The organism is Streptomyces cinereoruber, from assembly GCF_009299385.1.
GTDB lineage: Bacteria > Actinomycetota > Actinomycetes > Streptomycetales > Streptomycetaceae > Streptomyces > Streptomyces bikiniensis.
Window position 1 is genome coordinate 3,744,356 of the sequence record NZ_CP023693.1, and the last position, 15,251, is coordinate 3,759,606.

13 protein-coding genes are annotated in these 15,251 nt (G+C 73.2%); 7 read left to right on the forward strand and 6 right to left on the reverse strand.

Annotated elements, in window-relative coordinates:
- The first annotated feature begins 355 nt into the window (after nt 1-355).
- The gene (locus CP977_RS16655; RefSeq protein WP_229991605.1) at nt 356-2,227 is read left to right on the forward strand and encodes a hypothetical protein; all 1,872 of its coding nucleotides are present in this window, start codon (nt 356-358) and stop codon (nt 2,225-2,227) included.
- A gap of 1,543 nt (nt 2,228-3,770) precedes the next feature.
- On the opposite strand, the gene CP977_RS16660 is transcribed toward CP977_RS16655, so the two are convergent.
- On the reverse strand, nt 3,771-4,637 hold the full coding sequence (locus CP977_RS16660) for a GNAT family N-acetyltransferase (RefSeq protein ID WP_152370372.1): 867 nt from the start codon (nt 4,635-4,637) through the stop codon (nt 3,771-3,773).
- Nucleotides 4,638-5,102: 465 nt separating this feature from the next.
- On the reverse strand, nt 5,103-5,894 hold the full coding sequence (gene trhA, locus CP977_RS16665; RefSeq protein ID WP_244412631.1) for a PAQR family membrane homeostasis protein TrhA: 792 nt from the start codon (nt 5,892-5,894) through the stop codon (nt 5,103-5,105).
- A 358-nt stretch (nt 5,895-6,252) separates the two neighbouring features.
- Between trhA and CP977_RS16670 the strand changes: the two genes are divergently transcribed.
- The 3 genes from CP977_RS16670 (at nt 6,253) to CP977_RS34105 (ending at nt 7,421) form a co-directional block, all read left to right on the forward strand.
- Complete coding sequence (locus CP977_RS16670; RefSeq protein ID WP_152370373.1) at nt 6,253-6,801, forward strand: DUF5994 family protein; 549 nt, start codon at nt 6,253-6,255, stop codon at nt 6,799-6,801.
- A gap of 4 nt (nt 6,802-6,805) precedes the next feature.
- On the forward strand, nt 6,806-7,015 hold the full coding sequence (locus CP977_RS16675; RefSeq protein WP_152370374.1) for a hypothetical protein: 210 nt from the start codon (nt 6,806-6,808) through the stop codon (nt 7,013-7,015).
- Nucleotides 7,016-7,253: 238 nt separating this feature from the next.
- On the forward strand, nt 7,254-7,421 hold the full coding sequence (locus CP977_RS34105; RefSeq protein WP_167308916.1) for a hypothetical protein: 168 nt from the start codon (nt 7,254-7,256) through the stop codon (nt 7,419-7,421).
- A gap of 220 nt (nt 7,422-7,641) precedes the next feature.
- Here the strand turns inward: CP977_RS34105 and CP977_RS16680 are convergent, their stop codons facing one another.
- A complete protein-coding gene (locus CP977_RS16680; protein WP_062754039.1) occupies nt 7,642-8,139 on the reverse strand; it encodes a DUF5994 family protein in 498 nt (165 codons plus the stop codon).
- 237 nt (nt 8,140-8,376) lie between these two features.
- On the opposite strand from CP977_RS16680, the gene CP977_RS16685 reads away from it, so the two are divergent.
- Both CP977_RS16685 and CP977_RS16690 read left to right on the forward strand, forming a co-directional pair.
- Nucleotides 8,377-8,643, forward strand: a complete 267-nt coding sequence (locus tag CP977_RS16685) for a hypothetical protein (RefSeq protein ID WP_062754037.1) — start codon at nt 8,377-8,379, stop codon at nt 8,641-8,643.
- A gap of 162 nt (nt 8,644-8,805) precedes the next feature.
- Entirely contained in the window at nt 8,806-10,011 is a 1,206-nt protein-coding gene (locus CP977_RS16690; protein WP_062754034.1) for a PP2C family protein-serine/threonine phosphatase, read from the forward strand.
- Between the two features lie 580 nt (nt 10,012-10,591).
- Here the strand turns inward: CP977_RS16690 and CP977_RS16695 are convergent.
- Entirely contained in the window at nt 10,592-11,866 is a 1,275-nt protein-coding gene (locus CP977_RS16695; RefSeq protein WP_152370375.1) for a M23 family metallopeptidase, read from the reverse strand.
- Between the two features lie 494 nt (nt 11,867-12,360).
- Here CP977_RS16695 and CP977_RS16700 point away from each other — a divergent pair, with 494 nt between their 5' ends.
- On the forward strand, nt 12,361-13,335 hold the full coding sequence (locus CP977_RS16700; RefSeq protein WP_372460700.1) for a helix-turn-helix transcriptional regulator: 975 nt from the start codon (nt 12,361-12,363) through the stop codon (nt 13,333-13,335).
- A 4-nt stretch (nt 13,336-13,339) separates the two neighbouring features.
- On the opposite strand, the gene CP977_RS16705 is transcribed toward CP977_RS16700, so the two are convergent.
- Nucleotides 13,340-13,594 (reverse strand): hypothetical protein, encoded by a 255-nt coding sequence (locus CP977_RS16705; RefSeq protein ID WP_063915162.1) that lies wholly within the window; start codon nt 13,592-13,594, stop codon nt 13,340-13,342.
- Nucleotides 13,591-15,042, reverse strand: a complete 1,452-nt coding sequence (locus CP977_RS16710) for a phytoene desaturase family protein (protein WP_152370376.1) — start codon at nt 15,040-15,042, stop codon at nt 13,591-13,593. The genes CP977_RS16705 and CP977_RS16710 overlap by 4 nt, the downstream gene beginning before the upstream one ends.
- Between the last annotated feature and the right edge of the window lie 209 nt (nt 15,043-15,251).

The following is a 15,251-nucleotide window of genomic DNA, read 5'->3' on the forward strand; positions in this document are numbered from 1 at the left end:
ACCCGGCTGGGCATCGGTGATTCCCAAGCTTGTAGCGCGGGTTCGATTCCCGTCATCCGCTCCACTGCAAAGCCCCAGGTCGGCGACCTGGGGCTCGTTGTTGCCCAGACCTCTCCGCGCTCGCGTGCCGTGCAGGCGCCGCAAGAGGTCGTTTCGTTTGGCCGCGAAAGGCCGAGCGCCGTCTATGGCTGGTCGCCGGCGGATGCCCCCGACCGATGGAGCGCGGTGTGCTACCCCACGTCTCAAGCCGTCGGCCGACTGAGAAAGCGGTAGGAGGCCGGACACCACGGCTCGTGTCCGGCCTCCTGCAGTCCCGCCAGCCGTCCGGTACATCGCACGTGGTCATAATGCGCGGGTGAGCAGACCTCCCGTGCCGTTGCCCGCCGAGCACATACCGCCCGGCACCGCCGAGTGGCGGACTCCGAACGCCGAGCGTTGGCTCGCTGCCGCGCCCGCCCGGTGGGCGCACCCTCTGTGGACGCTGCCGGCGCTGGTCGCCTCGCTGGCGTGGGACATCGCGGAGGCTCCCGTCGCCCCCTGCACGTCCACCGCCCCGTGCGGCACCGACTGGCTGGGCCTCGGGATGGCCGTCGTGTCGCTGCTGACCCTGTACTGGGTGTGGCGGCAGCCGCGGCTCGCGCTCGCGGGGCTCGCGGCCACGCTGACGGGGTTCGCCGTGGAGGGCGGCTTCACGTCGGCGCTCGGCGAACCGTCCGCGCTCGCGTTCCTGATGGCCGTCGCGTTCACCACCGCCGGGCTCATCCATCGACTCGCCGCCGCCGGGCGGCAGCGGGCGCGGGCCCTGGAGGCGGCCGGGCCGGTCGCGCAACCACTGCCCGCCGCCGCGCGGACGTTCCGCCGGGGTCGGCTCTCCTTCGTCCTGGCCGCCCTGCTGCTGGGCGTCGCCGGGTTCGGCTGCTGGCAGGTGCAGCAGGTCGTCGACGCGTACGAGGAGCGGGCCGCGGGAGCCACGCGCCTGTCCGGGCGGGTCACGGCCCTGGAGCAGGACGACGACATCGACATCGTCACAGTGGAGGCCGACGGGCGTACCCATCGCTTCGAGACGGCCTACCCCGAGGACTTCCCCGTGGGCAGCCGGGCCGACATCGTCGTGGACGGCGACTGGGCGGCGCTGGTCGCGGAGCCGTACGACGCCATCGGCTGGGAGCTGCTGGCGGTGGCCGGCTCCGTCGCAGGGCTGGCGTTCCTCGCCAACGGCGTGGACGGACGGAGGCGTTCGCAGCGGCTGCGGCGCGAACCGCTGCCGGTGCTGCACGTGCTGGTGCGCGAGGGGCACGACGACGGCCGCACCTGGGTGTTCGCGGCCGACGACCCGGAGGGCCTTCGGCCGATCCTGCACTTCCATTCGCTGTACGCCTTCGAGGAAGAAGAGGAAGAAAAGGAGGACGAGGACGGCGGCGACGCAGCCGTCGTTGAACTCGACAGGATCACGGAGATCCTCAAGGGCGAGGATCCTCCCCCGCCGCTGCGGGAGGCCGTTCTGTACGGCGTCCCCCACGCCGGCGCCGAAGTCGCCTTCGTCGCGTTCGACGACGAAGACGACGTCGAAGTGTCGGTGCAGTGCAGTGTCACCGCGGTGAAGCCGGTCGGCCCGAGGTCGACGGGGCACGGGCAGCGGCGCCACGAGCGAGAGAACCCGCAGCGGCCCCGCGACGAGATCGCCGCCGGCATGACGCCCTCGGCGGGCCCGCGCACGTGGACGGCTCACGGCTTGTCGCGCGCCGTGGGTCTCGGCCTGCTGCTGGTGCAGGGCGGCGGCATCTGGGCCGCGCTCGAGGACGGACCGTCGTGGCACTGGCTGTGGCTCGTCGTGGGTCTGCCGTGGCTGGTGACGGTCGTGGCGACGGCGCTCACCTGGCGGATCACCGCCGACCGTGACGGGCTGTGGGTGACCGGGGCGTGGCGCGTAAGGCGGGTCCCGTGGAACGTGATCACGTCCGTGCGCCACTCCGACGACGGCATCCGGATCGGCCGGGCCGAGGACTCCTCCGTCGAGCTGTCCCCCACCGGCTGGGCATGGCTGGAGCGCCACCTGGGCCGCGAGCCACATGCGGTGCGCACCGTCGAGGAGCTGCGGGCGCTGCTGCTCCACCCGGAACTACGGCCGCTGGAAGAGGCACCGGCGGGACGGCAGGGCATGCCGGTCGGACCGCCACTCGTGGTGGTGTCGGCGCTGTGGGGTGTGGCGGTGCTGCTCCTCCTGTGACCGGGCCGCTTCGGCGTTCCGGGAGACGCGACCGTCCGTCAGTCGGCGCTCACCGGTCCTGGAGTGCCGGAGCGGCATGTCGACCCCGGCCCCGAAGCTCACGTCGGCGCACGAACCACCAGACCGCGGGCAGCAGAACGAGCCAGGCGACCATCTGAAGCGGGACGCCGGTGAGGTCTCCCCCACGACCATGGCCGGCACAGCGCACAGCATCGCACCGAACGCCGCCTTGCCATGGACCACGAGGAGCCGGGGCAGCCCTCGTCGCCCGTAGCGGCGCGCCCGGGTGAGCACCCGCCCTCCGGCGCAGGCGGTGAAGACGCCGGCCGGTAGCAGGGCCGGCCCCACCGCGGTCGCGAGCTGCGGCTCACCCAGGGGGTGTCGGCCGTCTCCTGGGACCGGCCGTCCTTGGCCACCGCGACCACGTAGTCCTGCCACAGCGTGAAGGTCACGGCGTCACCCGGCCGCAGGTCCTTGAGCAGGGGACCGGGCGCGCCCGTGTCGACGTCGCCCGAGGCCTCCCCCAGGCCCCTGAGGCGCACTGAGAATTCGTCGTACTCAGCCTCGTCCCTGATCACCGTTCTCACGACGGTCGCCGTCACCTCACGGAGGCAGTCCTCGGCCCCGCCTGTGGAAGCGGGGCACGGAGAGGCCGCGGCATACGCCCGCTCGTCGTCGATCAGCTCCGGCACCACGCCCAGGAGAATCGCCCCCGCGAGCAGGATCACCACGAGGCCCAGAAGGGCCGCGGAGGCACCCCGTGCCTGGTGCCAGACCGTACGTCGACGTACGGAGGCCGAAGCCGTCGGCAGGGTGAGACGCGGCGGGCCGTCAGACATTCGGCCTCCCCGCTCGAACCGCTCGCGCCTGTGCGGTCACCGTGAAGACGGCGACGGCCACCGAAGCCCCGGGTCCGGTGGCGAGCGGATCCCCCACGGCCCGGCCCGCCGCAGACCGGAGAAGCTCCACGGTGCCGAGGACGACGGAACCGGAGCAGTCGGCAAGCGCCGCGTCCGCCGCACTGATGGCTGCCATCGGCGAAACCGGCGACTGGGCCCGCCGACGTTGGAAGGCCCGGCGTCACCCACCGGAGAAGCGCGACACCTCCTCTGGCCCCCTGACGGAAGCCCGTGCCACAACGTGCCAGTAGGAGCAGTAAACAGCGGTCACCAGAGGGGCCGACGAGTCCACTCCTACATCGCTCCCGACCATCTTCTCGGCAGGTCAGAGGCTATGCAGGCCCTCGAACGCCGGGTGATTCCCAAGCTTGTAGCGCGGGTTCGATTCCCGTCATCCGCTCCACGGCAAAGCCCCAGGTCAGCGACCTGGGGCTTTCTCATGGGCACGCGATGACGCGTGCGATGCCCGCCCACCCGGCGGAGGGCAGGTTCCCACCCACGACCAGGACGGCGAGGACGGCCGACACGGGGGGCGGTGTTGCCGTGTCGGGCTCTGTCGCTGTCGCGGAGACCCATGTCCCCAAAGAGCGTTCGGCTCCGGCCAGGTCAGCGACGCGGCCCTGACCCGGGGCCGCAGCCTGCTTTCAGGCGGGCCTGACGACGTCCAGCCGTTCGGGCGACGGATCGTATCCGGCCGCCTTGTACGTGGCGACGGCGCCGACGTTCGAGCTCTCGGCGGCGACGAGCGCGCTGGAAGCACCCATCTCGCGCAGCATCGCCGCAGCGGCGACGCTGATCGCCGTCCCGTGGCCGCGACCGCGATGGTCGGCGTGGACACCCATCGGCTCCAGAAGACCTGGCCTTCCTGGTCCGGCCGACCAGACCGTCGCGGCGGCCACCGCGTTGTCCTGGTCGTCGTAGCCGATCAGGCAGCGGGCATCGGCGTACACCGGCCCGGCCGCCAGGACGTGCCAGACCTCCTCGGTGAACACCGGGCTGCCGAACGCCGAGCGGTGCACCGCGGTCCGCGTTGCCGCCGTCTGCGGACCGGCCACCTCGATACGCAGCCCAGAGTCCTCCACCGGCTTGGAGAGGTCGCGGCGCAGCGGCGTCCACGGCTCGTCCAGGTTCCAGCCCGCCTCCAGGAGTACCTCGCGGAGCAGGGCTCCGTCGGGGACCTCAAGACCGACTTTCCCGGGTGGCAGGACCCTGCGCTCCGGATCATCGAGGTCCGCCAGCAGCTGACGTGCCAGGGCCTCGTTCTGTCGCAGGTCCGGCGCGGTCGTAAGTCGCAGCACATCGGGGCCGTCCAGGTAACCGACGGCAATGATCCGCCCGTCCGCGCTCCAGGTGCGTACGGCACCCGCCAGCTTCTCCGCGCCCAGGGCCCAGGCCCAGCCGAGGTCCCCCGGGTGGAGCTGCAGCGGCGTCCGGTCGTCCTGCCATGCGCGGAGCGCGTCCACGGCCCCGGTCAGCTCGTCGACGCCGGGCTCGTTCAAAACGATCGTCATATCCCCCGTACCCCACACCACTGCGGTAACCGGTCGCACCCGATTTTTCACCGAACCAGTATTCCCACAGGTCAGATGCCCTTGGTCCATCCAAGTGCCGAGTGATTCCCAAGCTCGTGGCGCGGGTTCGATTCCCGTCATCCGCTCTTGTGTGAAGCCCCGGACCACTGGCCCGGGGCTTCTTCGCTGTCCGAGTCCGTCCAGGAGCCGCGCACCACGCGTGCGCCACACGCTCTCCGTGGCGTCCGTCCTGCGGCCTTCTCGCGGACCGCCCGCGTCGCCCCGTCGAGGCCGGCCACCGCTCCCCCACCCCTCGCGATCCGGGCCCCGGACAGGACGCCTCGAGCCCGCGTGCCCGCGCGAGGTCCGCCCCCGGCCGTCCGTGCGCCCGGTCGTCGCCCTCGTACGCCGACGGGACGCTCCGACACCGGGGCCCACGGGCGAGATCAGGCTCCCGACGGAGCGTCATGACCGTTGGACGGCGAGGAAGACGGCTGCGCAGTGGGCGGCGAAGGCTGCCACGGTCAGCGCGTGGAAGACCTCGTGGAAGCCGAACCAGCGGGGCGAGGGATCGGGGCGCCGGAGGGCGTAGACGACCGCGCCCGCGCTGTAGAGAAGGCCGCCGGTCACGATCAGGGAGACCACGGCCGCCCCGCCACCCCGCAGGAAGTCGGGCAGGTACCCCACGGGTGCCCAACCCAGGGCCAGGTAGCAGGGGGTGTACAGCCAACGGGGAGCCCCGACCCACAGGACGCGGAAGGTGATGCCGGCCAGCGCGCCCGTCCACACGGTCCACAACAGGACGGACCACTGGTCGGGAGAGAGCAGGAGGACGGCGAGCGGGGTGCACGTGCCGGCGATGATCAGGAAGATGTTGGCGTGGTCGAGGCGACGCAGAACGGCCTCGCCGGGCGGCCCCCAGGTGCCGAGGTGGTAGACGGCACTGGTCCCGAACAACAGCCAGGCCGTGGCGGAGTACACGGTGCAGGCCAGCACGGCCCGCGGCTCCCCCGCACGGCAGATGAGGACGATGCCCGCCACCAGCGACACGGGGACCATGCCGGCGTGGAGCCAGCCGCGCAGCCTCGGCTTGGCCTGTTCCGCAAGCTCGGCGGCCAGTTCGGCCGGACCGGCGGCGGGACGGGCGCCCTCGGCGGCACCGTCGTGACGTGGTCCGGGGGCGGGACCGGCCGGCCCGTGCCCCACGGCCGCCGGTGCGGAAGGGCCACTGCCGGCTTCGGCGCCATCTGGGGACACCGCCTCCTCCGGTCCCGAACCGGTCCGTCGGGGATCGCGGGCGACCATGTGCACATCGTAGGAGCCCGCCCGGAGGAGATCCCGGAACCCCACCCCGCGGCACTCCGCTTGACGAGCTCCGGCCCCGCAGGCGGCTCCCCGCCGTCGAAGCGCGTCGGGCCGACCGGCCGGGTCGGGGCGGACGCCTGGGAACCGCCCGGCGGAAACCCTTTCGCCGGGAACCACTCGTCCGGCCGCGGGGCGCAGTAGGCTGGGATTACCGGAAGTAACTCGCACATCCGCCGCCATGCGGACGTCGTTTCCGGCGATCAAGACACTGGGCCGCTCCGCGGAGCGGCCCAGGAATGGGTCCGCGATCATGAGCACCATCGCTCCGCCGCTCCCGGCACGTCTGGCCCTGACGCCGGGGACCACCCCCGCCTTGTTGGACGGCGCCTGGTGGCCCCGCTCACGCGATCTGGCAGTCGAGCTTCCGTCGCTGGTCGACGCGGTGCGGGACCGCTTCGGGCGCATCACGCGCGTCACGGTGAACCCCGCCCGCTGGCCCGTCGTCCCCCACAAGGTCCCCGCCACCGGGCACACCGTGCACGTGGGCTGGTTCACCGAACAGGACCCCGACAAGATGATCCTGCTCTCCTACGCCGTCGGCCGCTGCGACCTGCTGGTGATCCCGCCCGGGACCGAACCCGCCGCGGCAGCCCGGCTCATGGCCGCCGCCACCGTCCCCGGCGGCGTCCTCACCGCCGGCGCACTGCTGTCCGGCGAAGCCGCGGCCGGCCGCGGCGCACGGGACGCCCGAAGCCGCGAGGACTCCTGGGAGACCGATGGCGGGGCCGCCCCGCCGGTCCTCCGGCACCCGGTCGTCGGGGCACGGATGATCTCCTTGCCGGGAAACGTGCGGAGGTGACGACGTGGAGATCCTGATCACGCTCGCGGCGGGAGCCGCCCTGATCGTGCTCGGCCTGTTCCTGATCCACCGGCTCAACGCCCAGCACGACGCGCGCATCGCGGCCCACCGCTTCGGCGATCCCTTCCCGGCCGTCGCCCGGCCACCGGGTCACAGCACCCGCGGTTTGTCGGGACAGGCGCCCGGCCGCAGACGCACGGGCATCCGGTCCTGACCCTCGAACCACTCCTCCGGCCGAAGGCCGCGGGCGGTGCATCCAGCACCCGGGACGACCCGCCCGGCGGCCCGCTCCACCTTTCGTCACCAACCCACCCGAAGTCATGCAATGGAACCAGGATCGAGCACTCTCACGTGCGGCGATCCGGAAGGGCGGCCCTGGCGTAGTGAATGCGCCGGGGCCGTTGTGACGACCGCCGCCGCGAGGTTCCCGCGTCCACGAACCGAGGCACACCATGGTCCTCCTCATTCTCCTGCTGATCGCCGCGATCACGCTGATCGTCATCGGCGCGGCCGTCGACGGGATGCTGTACCTGGCATCCATCGGCACGCTCCTCCTCGTCGTGGGTGCCCTCTACCTCGCCGTGAGGTCGGTACTGCACCGCCGGCGCCCGGCGCACTGAGGCCCTCTCCCCACCGCCGGCCCCCCGGACCGAGCGCGACGCGTGGCCGGGCCGACGGGCACGCGCACCGGTCGCGCGCCCTCGTCCGCTCTCGTACGAAGCCCCGGGTCGGGCGGCCCGGGGTCTCGCCCTCACCCGGGCCCCTCCAACCGTCACCGGGCCGCGTGACGGCAGGCGGAGCGGCAGGAGCACAGGGCCCGGTCTCCTTTCGCGGTCCGGGTCATGACGGTTCCTCGGGCCCGGTCGTCGGGGAGGGAAGGACGGCGACGAGGATCTCGGCGGCCCGCGCCACGTTGTCGGCACGGACCGCACGGGCCATGGCCGTGCGCGCGGCCTCGGGCTCGGTGTCCGGCGGCACCACCATCAGCGCGAAGTGGTCCTCGTCGCCACGGGTGATGAGGACGGTGTCGTCGCCGACGGGGAAGGAGTCGAAGTGGACGACCCGGCCGTCGACGGTCAGACGGGTCGGGATGCCGTTCCAGGCGGAGGCGTCCAGGCCGACCCGGGTGAGGGGGCCGAGGTGCTCGGTCAGGGCGGTGACCAAGGGCGGGAACTCCCGTTCGACGTCGCGCGTGCGCGGCCACCACGCGCCGTCGAGGAGGCCCTGCCGGGACCGCGTCGTCTCCAGGCGGAGCAGGGCGGTGCCCGGCCGGACGGCACGGTGGACCTCGTCGGGCAGGAGGAGCGGGGACGTGGGGGAAGTGCCTGCGTCGGTCATGACCGGTCCGCCTGTCTGCAGGAGGTCGCTGCCGCCCGGGGTGTGACCGCGACGGGTGCGGACCGGCGGTGCGGGGCCTCGTTTCCTTCACCGTACTCCGGGGGTTCCGCGCGTGCGCCGCTCCGTCGACGCAGGAGGTCGGCACCACCGGGGACGTACGGTGGACGTACCGGGAAGCGCGCCAGGCCCGCTCCGGGCGCTCGCGGACGCGTCCCGGGCGAAAGGACGGTGCCCGCCGTGGAGCACAACGACCCCGAAGCCCTGCCGGCCCCCGGACACGCCGAGGTGCGCGTCGTCGCCGCCACCCCGGACGCCGCCCGCGCGGTGGCGGAGGTCCTCCGCCACTGCTTCGCAGGCGGCGAGCAGCGCAGCTACCCCGCTCCGGACGGAGGCGTCCGCCTCCACCTCACCGTCGACACCACTCGCACCGCCGGCCCGGCCCGGTCCTGGCTCTCCACCAGCAGGCCCCCGAGCGGCACCGGCCCCCACTCCGAGGAACCCTGACCGGTTCCCGACGGCAGGACGGTACGACGCCCTCCCCCCGACGGGTACGCGTGGCGGCCCCGGCCGCCGTGCAGCATCCTGAAAGCCGCACCACGGTGCCGCCGGAACCGCACACCGGCGTCGGCCCCGGTCGTCGCCCCGCCGCCCGTCTGGAGGCCCCGGATGACCGTCGGACGGTACGAGCACGGGGGCCCCGACCGCTCGGAAGGCTTCGGGGAGGCGCTGCTGGGCGGGCTCCTGGACCGCGCGCACGAGCTGCCGCCCGACCGGGTCGGGCCCGCCGTCGCCGACCTGCTGGCCCGGCTCGGGGGCCGGGAGTCGCAGATCCTGCTCCAGGACTACGGGCAGCAGAGGCTGGTGCCCCTTCCCGGGGAAGGCCTGGCGGGCGGCGAGCCGCTGCCGGTCGACCACTCGGATGCCGGCCGGTGCTTCCTCACCTCACGCCCGGTCGAGACCGCGTCGGCCGAGGGGGTACGGGTCCACCTGCCCCTGCTGGACGGCGGCGACCAGGCCGGGGTCCTGGCCGTCACCCTGGACGCGGTCGACGACGACGACCGCCGCATCCTGCGCAGGGTCGCGGGTCTGGTCGCCGACCTGTTGCAGACCAAGAACGGCTACACCGACCTCTTCTTCCGCACCCGCCGCGGCGAACCGATGAGCGTCGCCGCGGAGATCCAGTGGTCGCTCCTGCCGCCGCTGGCCATGTCGATGCCCCGCGTCGCGGTCGCCGGGGTCCTGGAACCCGCCTACGACGTGGCCGGCGACAGCTTCGACTACGCCCTGAACGGCGATGCCCTCCACCTCGCCGTGATCGACGCGATGGGACACGGCCTGGACGCGGCGACCATGGCGACCGTGGCCATCGGCGCGTACCGGCACGCCCGCCGGATCAGCGTCGAGCTGTCCGAGATCTACCTCTTCATGGACCGGGCCGTGGCCGAGCAGTTCGCCCCCGACCACTTCGTCACCGCGCAGATGATGCGGCTGGACACGGACACCGGCCGTCTCCAGTGGGTCAACGCCGGGCATCCCGCCCCCATGCTGGTCCGCGAGCACCGCGTCGTACGCCGCCTGGACAGTCCCACGACCCTCCCCGTCGGCTTCGGAGGGGACCAGCCGCAGATCGGCGAAGTGACGCTCGAACCCGGCGACCGCGTCCTCTGCTTCACCGACGGCCTGGTCGAGGAGCACGAGAGCGGACGGGAACAGTTCGGCGAGGACCGGTTGATCGACTGCGTCCACCGACTGGACCGGGCCGACCGGAGCGTCCGTGCCGTGGCGCGCGACCTGTCCCACACGCTCGTACGCGCCCGTGACGGGGCCACCACCGACGACGCGACGCTCGTCCTCGTCGAATGGCGTGGATGACGGAAACCCTCGTGTCAGGCGGCGCGGCCGCGAGGAGGGACCCGGTCGTACGCCCTCGCCGGGCTCCTGCGCGGAGTGCGTCGGAGGTGCCGGGAGCGCCTCGTACGTACCCCTCACGGAAGCCCGGGGACGGGTCGGCCTCATGACCGGCACCCACCTCCCACCCGCCCGGCACGCCCGGTGCCGACACCGCGAGCCTCCCCGGCCGGCCCGCCGGACGGCGCCCGGTGGCCGTACTCGCGCGATCTCGCCGCCGAACCGCCCCCTGTCGGGAAACCGTCCGGCCGCCGCGTCCCGTTCGCCTCCGGCACCGTGCCCCGGCCGTGCCCTTCAAGGCGGTGAACAGCGGTCAACAGGGGTGCTCGGGGAGTGTTCGAGGGCATTCGAAAAGCCGTCTCGGAGCACGTTTTCGCAGCTCGAGCCAGGGTTGGCCAAGTCGAGTGACGGTGATTCCCAAGCTTATGGCGCGGGTTCGATTCCCGTCATCCGCTCGTAGAGACGAAGCCCCAGGTCAGAGACCTGGGGCTTCGTCGTTGTCCAGACCTCTCCGGGCGTCACGCGCCGGGGTGGCCGGGAGCGGTCAGAACTCCAGCACCTCGCGGTCGAGCGGATAGCGGGCGTGGTGGGGGCCGTCGTACGGGGAGGGCGTGATGGGGAGGACGCCGGTGGGTTGGATGCCCAGGTTGTCGTCCCAGATCCGGGGTTCGACCTGTCCGACGACGCGGAACTTCCGGAAGGTGAACGGCGGGCTGTCGGTCGGGAAGAACTCGGGCGTGGTCATCACCTGGAAGTGCAGGTGCGGGGTGGTCGAGTTGCCGCTGTTGCCGATCAGCCCGAGGACCCGGCCGGGTTCGACGTGGTCGCCTTCCCGGACCTCGATCGAGCCGGGCGTCAGGTGGGCGTAGAGCAGGTAGCGGCCGGGCGCGACCTCCACGGTGACGTGGTTGCCGACGGTCTCCTCGATCGGCGGGACCGGCGGCGTGACGGGCGGCGTGTTGTCCGGGATCCCGTCCTGGACCTCCACCACCCTGCCGCCGGCCGCCGCCACGACGGGCTGCCGGTAGCTCAGGTAGCTGGCGAGCCGCGCGGGGTCGCCCTCCCAGGTCTGCCCCTGCTCGCCGACCCGGTACCAGTCGATCGCGAAGCGCTGCGGCACGTAGAAGCGGCCGTTGATCGGGCCGAGGCCGCGCCGGTGGTGGGTGTTGCCGCAGCACGACTCGCTGGAGTACCAGGTGCCGGGACGGACCGGCGCGTCCAGGTTCAGCGGCTCGGTGCGGTCGGTCGGGGTGATCTGGACCGTCTCCTCGAAGGGGGAGGGGCCGGAGGCGGTGAGGACGGCGCCCGAGAGGTGGTGTTCGAGGACCCTGGGCACCCGCTGACCGCGGTCGAGGACCAGGTCGAGCCAGACGACCCACTGCTGGGAGCCCGGGATGACGGTCGGCACCGGCCCCGGCGGCGCCGGGGTGTACCCGTCCGCACCCGGCAGGGGGTCGCCCACCGGGTTGGCGGCATCGGCCAGCGCCTGCCCGCTCAGCGAGCCCACCACCCGGCGCGTGCGGACGTCCCGGACCTCGACGCGGTCGAGCCTCACCCGTGCGCTGCTGGGCAGCGCGTTCGTGGTGAGCAGCTCGTACGAGAGGTGCGTCTTGCCGTCCGTGGCGCGGAACGGCGCCGGCTCGGTCATCACGGCCGCCGTCAAGGGCGTGAACTGGGGGCCGGGCGCCGGTGCGGTCGGGCCGGTGCCGTATCCGGGGGCCGACGAGGCCGTCAGCATGCCGACCGCGAGCGCGGCGGCGGCGAGCCCGCGACGTAGCGGGCCGCGGCCGGTGCGGTTACGAGGGTGGCGCTCTGCCATGGTGCTCTTCCCGTCGTCGGGTCCGGAACCGTGAAGGGCACCGGCACGCCCCACGCCGAGGCGCAGGCCCATGTAATCCGGCCGAGCGGCGCTTCCGGCAAACGGCGCCGGGGCCGGTGCCGAACTACACCCGTCCAGCCGCACCGGACCGCCGAGCGGGAGCCGGCACGTGCCCCGTCCGCGCCCTCCAAGATGGACGGCCGAAGCAGCGGTGATTCCCCAGCTTGTGGCGCGGATTCGATTCCCGTCATCCGCTCGTAGAGACGAAGCCCCAGGTCAGAGACCTGGGGCTTCGCCGTCGTGCGAGAAGCTCAGGGTCCTGGGCAACACCGGTGCGGGCCGGTCGGCCCGGTGTCGAAGTGGCACTCCGTCCACGCGGGTAGACTCTTTGTCACGGAATGGCCTCGCGCCAGGGCGGGACCGACCATCCTGGCCGCTGTGCGCAGGGTTGGCCGGGACTGCGGACGTACGGGGGCGACGCGATGGGATCGGACATGTCCGGGCTGGGGCTGTCCGCCCCTGAAGAGGCCGTGTACCGGCACTTCCTGAGGAATCCGGACACCTCCGACGACGAGATCCACACCCTGCTGGGTCTGGATCGGCGCGAGGTGGACGCGAGCGTGCGCCGCCTGTGCGCGCTGGGGGTGCTGAACCGCACCGGACCGGGCGCGCTCGCGGCCGCGGACCCGGAGACCACCGTGGACCGCCTCACCGACTTGTGTCTGCGGGAGCTCCACAGGGAGCTCGCCCGGGTCACGCAAGCCCGGCACCTGGTCGCCGAGTTGCGCCGGGAGCAGCCCAGGGAGGCGGTTTCCGCTCCGCGCATCGAGCGGCTGGCGGACGTCGAGCGCATCCGCGCCCGGATCGACGACCTCGCCTTCTTCGCGCGCGAGGAGATCCTCTCGGTCGAACCGCACGTCGAGCTGACGCCCGAGAACATCGCCCACGCCCGTCCCCTCGACCAGCGCTGCCTGCGGCGCGGCGTGCGGATCCGAAGCGTCGTACCGCGCATGGCACTCGGCCATCCGCCCACCGTCGGCTACCTGCGCGAACTCGCCTCGCAGGGCGCGCAGATCCGGGTCGCGCAGGCCGTCACCGAGCGTGTCCTCGTCTACGACCGCAGCACCGCCCTGGTGCCCGTGGACCCTGATGACACCGCGCGCGGCGCACTGCTCGTTCGTGAGGACGGTCTCGTCGCCCATGTGCTCGCCCTGTTCGAGAAGATCTGGAGCGAGGCGGAGCCCCTTCCGTCGCACGACGGGGACGGCGACGGTCCCGACCGGCCGACCGAGCTGGAACGGCGCGTCCTGGAATCGATGTGCCGGGTCAGCAAGGACGAGATCGGCGCCCGCGAACTCGGCATCTCCGTCCGCAGCTACCGGCGCCACGTGGCTGACCTGATGCAGCTGCTCGGCGCGGTGGGACGGCCGCAGGCCGCTCTGCTGGCTCGCGAGCGTGGCTGGATCTGACCTCTCACTCGTGAGCGTCGGCCAGGGACCAGCCGCGCAGCGCGCGGTCCCGCAGCGCCCCGGTCACGGCCGCGCGCGCCGCGTCCGGACCGGCCCCGACCCGCAGCGTGATCCGGTCCGCCGACACCCGTGCGGAGCAGGGCCAGTCCGGTGGCAGCAGGGCCAACAGGCGGATCACCGTCAGGGGAGCGGCGGGCGAGTTCGCGGCCAGGCGCACGACACGGACCTCCACCTCGGAGCCGCTGTTCCCGCCGCTCATGACGCCGGGCCGAGAACCGGAGGCGTACGGATGCCGAACTCGTTCCGCAGGGCGGAGCGCGCGGCCCAGTAGCCGGACATGCCGTGCACGCCGGGTCCGGGCGATGTGGACGCCGAGCAGAGGTACACCCCGCGCAGCGGAGTCCGGTAGGGGTCGAACCGGGGCACGGGGCGCAGCAGGGACTGGGTGAGCGTGATGGCCCCCGCCAGGATGTCGCCGCCCACGTAGTTCGGGTTGTACGCCTCGAGGTCCGCGGCGGTGACGGCCCGCTCGGCCAGGACCGTGTCCGCGAAGCCGGGAGCGTGCCGCTCGATCGCGGCCCGGATCATCGGCAGCGGATCACGCGTGTCGCCGTTGGGCACGTGCGCGTAAGCCCAGACCGGCCGCCTGCCCCGCACCTCCCGTCCGGGGTCGGTGACGGCGGGATCGACGAGCATGACGAACGGTTCGTCGGTCGGGACACCGCGCGCCGCGAGGGTCTCCTGCCGCAGCATCGTGGCACGGTTGCCACCGAGGTGAACCGTGCCCGCGCGGCCGACCTCGGGGTCGAGCCACGGGATCGGCGCGGAGACCAGGAAGTCCGCCTTCGCCGCGCCGGGGCCGTACCGGAAGCGCGCCAGGGCCTTCGCGTAGCGGGTCGGCAACCTGTCCTCGGCGAGGGCGAGGAACCCCTTCGGCGCCACGTCCAGCAGGACGGCCCGTGCGCCCCGCAGCTCCCGCAGGTCGGCGACGGGCGCTCCGGTCCGGATACGGCCGCCGTGCGCCACCAGGTCGTCGGCGAGTGCGCGGGCGATGACGGTGCTGCCGCCCTTCGGCAGGGGCCACCCCGTGCTGTGGCCGAGGTGCCCGAGCAGCACGGCTGTCGCACCGGAGGCGAGGCTGGGCAGCCGCCCGACCGCATGCGCGGCCACGCCGGTCAGCAGCGCGGACGCCTCCTCGGTCGCGAACCCGTGGAAGGAGCTGCCGTGACGCAGGACGCGCGACGCCAGCAGGGCCGGGGCGGCGAGGTCGTCGGGCCGGGACCGCTGCCCGGACAGCACGAAGTCGACGACGCCCGTACTGTGCGCGACCAGGGGCTCCATGAGCCTGCGCCACCGGGCGCCGTCGGCGCCGAGTCCGGCACAGGTGGCCGCGAGGTCGCGGTGTGCCAGTGCGGCGGGCCGCCCGTCGAGGGGTTGGGCGTAGGAGATCGGAGGGTGGAGCAGTTCCACCCCTCGGGCAGCGAGGTCGAACTCGCGGAAGAACCGCGAGGCGGGGGCCATGGGGTGCACCGCGGCGCAGATGTCGTGCACGACCTCGCTGTCGAAGAGCGGGGCGGTGCGCAGCCCGCCGCCGATGTCATCGGCACGTTCGCGGATTTCGACGCGCAGACCGGCGCGTGCCATGGTGACCGCGGCGGCGAGCCCGTTGGGGCCGCTGCCGACGACGGTGACGTCGACGGCCGTCATCCGGTTGCCGTCATCTCGGGGTCTCCTCGGTCCCGCGGGGCCTTCTTCGCCTCGGCGAGCGGCTTCGGCCCGACCCGGTCCGTCCGGCCGGGCCGGCCGCCGAGCCGGTGCACGACCGCCCGGACGGCCGTGCCGGCGGGGTTCCGGTGAGCGCCTCGGTGAGGGAGCCGATCTCCACGTACGCGTCCGGGTCGTGGCCGTGCTCGGCC

Coding starts and splice junctions, on each gene's coding strand:
- CP977_RS16660 (WP_152370372.1), bottom strand. CDS start 4,637: ATGACGATCGTTTTGAACGAGCCCGGCGTCGACGAGCTGACCGGGGCC.
- CP977_RS16670 (WP_152370373.1), top strand. CDS start 6,253: ATGAGCACCATCGCTCCGCCGCTCCCGGCACGTCTGGCCCTGACGCCG.
- CP977_RS34105 (WP_167308916.1), top strand. CDS start 7,254: ATGGTCCTCCTCATTCTCCTGCTGATCGCCGCGATCACGCTGATCGTC.
- CP977_RS16680 (WP_062754039.1), bottom strand. CDS start 8,139: ATGACCGACGCAGGCACTTCCCCCACGTCCCCGCTCCTCCTGCCCGAC.
- CP977_RS16690 (WP_062754034.1), top strand. CDS start 8,806: ATGACCGTCGGACGGTACGAGCACGGGGGCCCCGACCGCTCGGAAGGC.
- CP977_RS16695 (WP_152370375.1), bottom strand. CDS start 11,866: ATGGCAGAGCGCCACCCTCGTAACCGCACCGGCCGCGGCCCGCTACGT.
- CP977_RS16700 (WP_372460700.1), top strand. CDS start 12,361: ATGTCCGGGCTGGGGCTGTCCGCCCCTGAAGAGGCCGTGTACCGGCAC.
- CP977_RS16705 (WP_063915162.1), bottom strand. CDS start 13,594: ATGAGCGGCGGGAACAGCGGCTCCGAGGTGGAGGTCCGTGTCGTGCGC.
- CP977_RS16710 (WP_152370376.1), bottom strand. CDS start 15,042: ATGACGGCCGTCGACGTCACCGTCGTCGGCAGCGGCCCCAACGGGCTC.